Source organism: Arthrobacter sp. efr-133-R2A-120, from assembly GCF_030209835.1.
Classification (GTDB): Bacteria; Actinomycetota; Actinomycetes; order Actinomycetales; family Micrococcaceae; genus Arthrobacter.
This window is the reverse complement of the sequence record NZ_JARVRF010000053.1, coordinates 1-3,958: the sequence shown is the minus strand read 5'-3', so window position 1 is coordinate 3,958 and position 3,958 is coordinate 1. Positions and strand designations below refer to the sequence as shown.

3 protein-coding genes are annotated in these 3,958 nt (G+C 60.8%); all 3 read right to left on the bottom strand.

Annotated elements, in window-relative coordinates; all coding sequences use genetic code 11:
• Positions 1-363: 363 nt before the first annotated feature.
• Complete coding sequence (locus QRN52_RS20375) at positions 364-1,524, bottom strand: acyl-CoA dehydrogenase family protein (protein WP_284755377.1); 1,161 nt, start codon at positions 1,522-1,524, stop codon at positions 364-366.
• Positions 1,525-2,724 (bottom strand): CaiB/BaiF CoA transferase family protein, encoded by a 1,200-nt coding sequence (locus QRN52_RS20370; RefSeq protein ID WP_284755376.1) that lies wholly within the window; start codon positions 2,722-2,724, stop codon positions 1,525-1,527.
• Positions 2,725-2,806: 82 nt separating this feature from the next.
• A complete protein-coding gene (locus tag QRN52_RS20365) occupies positions 2,807-3,535 on the bottom strand; it encodes a GntR family transcriptional regulator (protein WP_284755374.1) in 729 nt (242 codons plus the stop codon).
• Between the last annotated feature and the right edge of the window lie 423 nt (positions 3,536-3,958).

Genomic DNA, 3,958 nt, shown 5'->3' with positions numbered 1-3,958 from the left:
ACCCACACCCACCAAAGGGTCCAGGATCGCTCCGGAGCAACTTTCCAAACTTACCCGAACCACCACCGCTTTGCAAATCAATTTCTCAACCGATTTCAGGGTGACAATTCGAATTCCCTCGAATTGCGGCGCACAAAGCACCAGCCGTTTCAGGCTCAATTCGAAGGGGTTGGCCACCCGTGGTTCCCAGCTCTAGGCTGTCTCCCTCGCGGCGACTTAGAAGACATTACACGGCTTCCGTACACTGCGCAAATCCAGCACCGCCGCCCCCTATTTCCCTTAGGCTCAAGCTGAGCGACAGGGCCTGTCCGGGCCGCCGCGGCGACGTCGACGACGGAACGCGGCTTCCGCCGTCGGGCCCGTCTAACGGAAGGCGGCGATACCGCTGAGCTTGCGTCCCAAGATGAGCGTATGGACTTCGTCGGTGCCTTCATACGTGCGAACGGACTCCAGGTTGTTGGCATGCCGCAAGGGCGAGTGGTCCAACGTGATTCCGTTTCCGCCGAGGATCGTCCTTGCTTCGCGCGCAATTTTGATGGCCTCGCGGCAGTTGTTCAGTTTGCCCACCGAAATCTGATCCGATTGCAAGGTACCGGCGTCCTTCTTGCGCCCAAGGTGTAGGGCAAGAAGGAATCCCTTATTGATCTCCAGAGCCATATCAACCAACTTCTGCTGGGTCAGCTGGTAACCGGCCAGCGGTTTGCCAAATTGCAGGCGTTCCTTGGAGTAATCGAGGGCTACCTCGAACGCATCGCGCGCAGCGCCCATGGCGCCCCAGATGATCCCGTAGCGGGCTTCGTTCAGGCATGAGAAGGGGCCCTTGAGCCCGACGACGTTTGGCAGCACTGCACTCTCGGGTAGTCGCACATCGGACAATTCGATGTCGCATTGGATGGACGCTCGCATGGAGAGCTTCGGCGCGATCGGCATCGCCGTGAATCCAGGTGTCTCGGTTGGGACAACAAAGCCGCGGACGCCGCCGTCGGTCTGTGCCCAGATGATGGCGACTTTGGCCACTGACGCTAGGCCGATCCAGCGTTTTGATCCGTTGAGGATCCAGTCGTCTCCATCGCGGTGCGCAAAGGTAGTCATGCCACCCGGATCCGATCCGGCGGCGGGTTCTGTCAGCCCGAAGCACCCGATCACTTCCCCCGCGGCCATCGCCGGCAGCCATTCGGCTTTCTGTTCATCCGAACCGTGCTTGTAGATGGCGCTCATCGCCAGTGAGCCCTGCACCGAGACGAAAGTGCGCAGTCCGGAATCGCCAGCCTCAAGTTCCGCTCCGGCCAGGCCATACTCGACGGCGGATCGGCCAGCGCAGCCGTAACCTGTCAGGGTCATGCCGAGTAGGCCCATTTTTGCCAGTTCTGGAACAAGTTCCAGCGGGAAAACCGCCTTTTCATACCAGGTTGCGATGTGCGGCTTGATTTCGCAATCCACAAAGGCGCGCACCGAATCGCGCAGCGCACGTTCATCCGCGCTAAGGAGGGAGTCAAAATCAATCAGATCGCTGATATCGGACATTTATGCGCCTTTCGCGGAAGTGTTTGGGGATCGGACAGCGAATGTGGATCCTTGATGCTCGCCAAGGGCCGGGGGAACTTGCCGGTAGCTCGGTGCCGTCGCAGACAATCGGATCGGGTTGGTCAACTGGCGGGACTCCCGGCCGGTAGCGGGATCGGTGACAACGATTGACGGTTCCAGCCCAAGGCTCTCAGCCAGCTCGAAAGCGTCGCCGGCGCTGTTGACCCTGCCCGCAGGAACTCCTGCAGCGAGCAACTTCCGCTGCCAATTCGCAGCAGTGTCAGCATCGAGCGCAGTCTCTATCACAATCCGAAGCTCCTCACGGGAGGCTACTCGGCGTTCGTTAGTAAGAAATCTCGCTTGCTCTGGCAAACCCCCTAGTCCCAGAACTGACGCAAGCGCAGCAAATTGCCGATCGTTTCCGACAGCGATGGCGAGCGTGCCGCCGCCAGTGCGAAATGTCTCATAAGGGGCGATGCTGGGGTGTGCATTACCGAGCCTGGCGGGCGAAAAGCCCGTGGCCAAGGTAGCCGTGCCCTGGTTGACCAATGCTGCCAGGAGCGAGGAGAGGAGATTTATCTGCACCTGCTGGCCGGTCCCCGTAGCATCGCGCACCCGCAGCGCCATCAAGATCCCCGCCAGGGCATTCTGTCCGGTGAGGACGTCTACCAGGGCAACCCCGACCTTGCTGGGTTCTCCGTCCGGGTGGCCAGTGATGCTCATCAGACCGCCAAGCGCCTGCACCAGCAGGTCGTAGCCTGGCAAATCCACACCGGCGCCAGCCCCGAAGCCCGAGATAGAACAGTAGACGATGTCCGGCCGGCTCTCGGAGACGGTCTGATAGTCCAAGCCGAATTTCGCCATGACGCCAGGACGGAAGTTTTCGATGACGACGTCGCAGCCGGCCACGAGGGCGCGTGCATAGCTCAACCCGTCATCGGACTTGAGATCGGCGACCACCGATCTCTTGTTGCGATTGACGCTTGAAAAATATGTGCCGGTCCCATCTGCCTCCACGGGCGGGATCCACGCCCGGGTATCGTCGCCGGCAGGACCCTCGATCTTAATGACCTCGGCGCCGTAGTCGGCCAACATCATGGAACACAACGGTCCGGCTAGAACCCGCGAAAAGTCTGCGATCCGTATACCAGCCAAGGGCTGCGGCAAACCGCTCAGACCACCTTCTGTGGATCCCACCACGCATCTCCTTTGACGGTTGTATGTTGCATGTAACAGTAAGGGAATGTCTTCGGCTTGTAAACAATTTTTCGTTGAAACGGAGTCAGCCGCTAAATTTCGTGAGCTGATCCAACTTCGCCAGATACGCGTCGGCGGACAGTCCAGGCGTCTTCGCGCAAACGCCTGTAATGAGAAGCCGGGCGGTACGGGTGACATGCTCTCGAACCGCTACAGATGCAGCCCGGGGATCCTGCCGCTCCAATGCTTCGAGAATGCCTCGACGGTCGTCGGCCAGGTCCTGGCTGCTTCGGATTGAAGGGATGGTCACCAACCCTTGCGCGAGAACGAGATTGCGGAGCTCGCCGTCCAGCGCCATTAGCCGGGGGTTGCCCGCCAAGCCCATGAGAAACAAGTGGAATTCCTTGTCCGCCTGCAGGGTGCCGGGACCATCTTCGCCAGCTGCAGCGTCCAGGATGCGCCCGTGCAGCACCCGGAAATGCTCAAGGTCATCCTTAGTGACAACCTCGGCGGCCCGAGCCGCTGCGGGGGGCTCAAGAATAATTCGGATCTGGAAGATCTGGACAATCTCATCAAGTGAAATCTGCAGCACCCGGACGCCGCGGTTCTTCTCGATCCGGACAATGCCCTCCTTTTCGAGCAGCTGCAGGGCCTCACGCACCGGTGTCCTGGACACACCGAGTCTCTCGGCTAGTCCGATCGCGGAATAGTGCTCCCCGGGTGTCATCTCGCCGGACGTGATTGCCGCCCGCAGCATATCGGTGGCCTGCGCTGTCAGCGACACTCCGGGAGTAACCTGTTGCATGCTACTCATCCTGACATTGTACGGGTCGACGCGAGTCGGTATCTCGGAGGGGTCCGTGGGTGAGCGAGGGCTTGCCCGGGACCGCTGATACGTGAGCGGGGGTTTGGTCATGACCGTTGATATGTGAGCGGGGGTTGGGTGACCCGGACGCCGGCTCTCTTATGCCGGGTTTTCGTTGAACGCTCGCTCACGTATGCCGGGTCCCGGCCGGACGCCCGCTCACCTATGGGGGGCCGGACGCCCGCTCAAGGCTGCCGGGCGCTGCGGGTGTGGCTGCGTGCCGGTGCGGCGCATATGTGATCGGGGGTTTGCCCACAACCGCTGATATGTGAGCGGGGGTTTATCGAAACCGGGCCATACGTGAGCGGGGGTTTATCGAAACCGGGCCATACGTGAGCGGGGGTTTCTGGACGCCGGCTCACCTGTGCGGGT